We start from the raw sequence: 362 nt of genomic DNA, 5'->3' as shown, positions 1-362 counted from the left end.
CAGAACAGTTATTAAGAAGATCAATCGTCATTTGCATACCCAATCGACTGAATTGATTTTCTTCCTGTAGGATGGGTTTAATTATATTTGGATATTTATCTGAATACTCAGCAATAATTACTGCTGTGTTATCCAATGATGCATCATCATGAATAATAACTTCAAACGGAAAGCTAGTCTCTTGTAATAAAAAACCGACGATTGCATCCTCAATGTACATCTCATGATTGTATGCTGTACAAATAACAGACACTATCGGTTGATTAACATCACCATGCCAACTGGCGATAATCTCACTTTCACTGCGCAAATTATACACGTCCAATATATCTCTTTTTAATTATATCTCTTATAACTTTAGA

Annotated in this window: 1 protein-coding gene; it reads right to left on the bottom strand. The window is 33.4% G+C overall.

Translation table 11 applies throughout. The features are described from left to right. Positions 1-220 (bottom strand): glycosyltransferase (locus Q5762_RS37460; protein WP_315896778.1); only part of this gene is annotated, 220 nt, incomplete at its 3' end. Between the last annotated feature and the right edge of the window lie 142 nt (positions 221-362).

It is taken from the genome of Streptomyces sp. P9(2023), from assembly GCF_032436795.1.
Lineage (GTDB): Bacteria > Actinomycetota > Actinomycetes > Streptomycetales > Streptomycetaceae > Streptomyces.
Note: the sequence above shows the minus strand (reverse complement) of the source record. Positions and strands in the feature narration are given on the sequence as shown.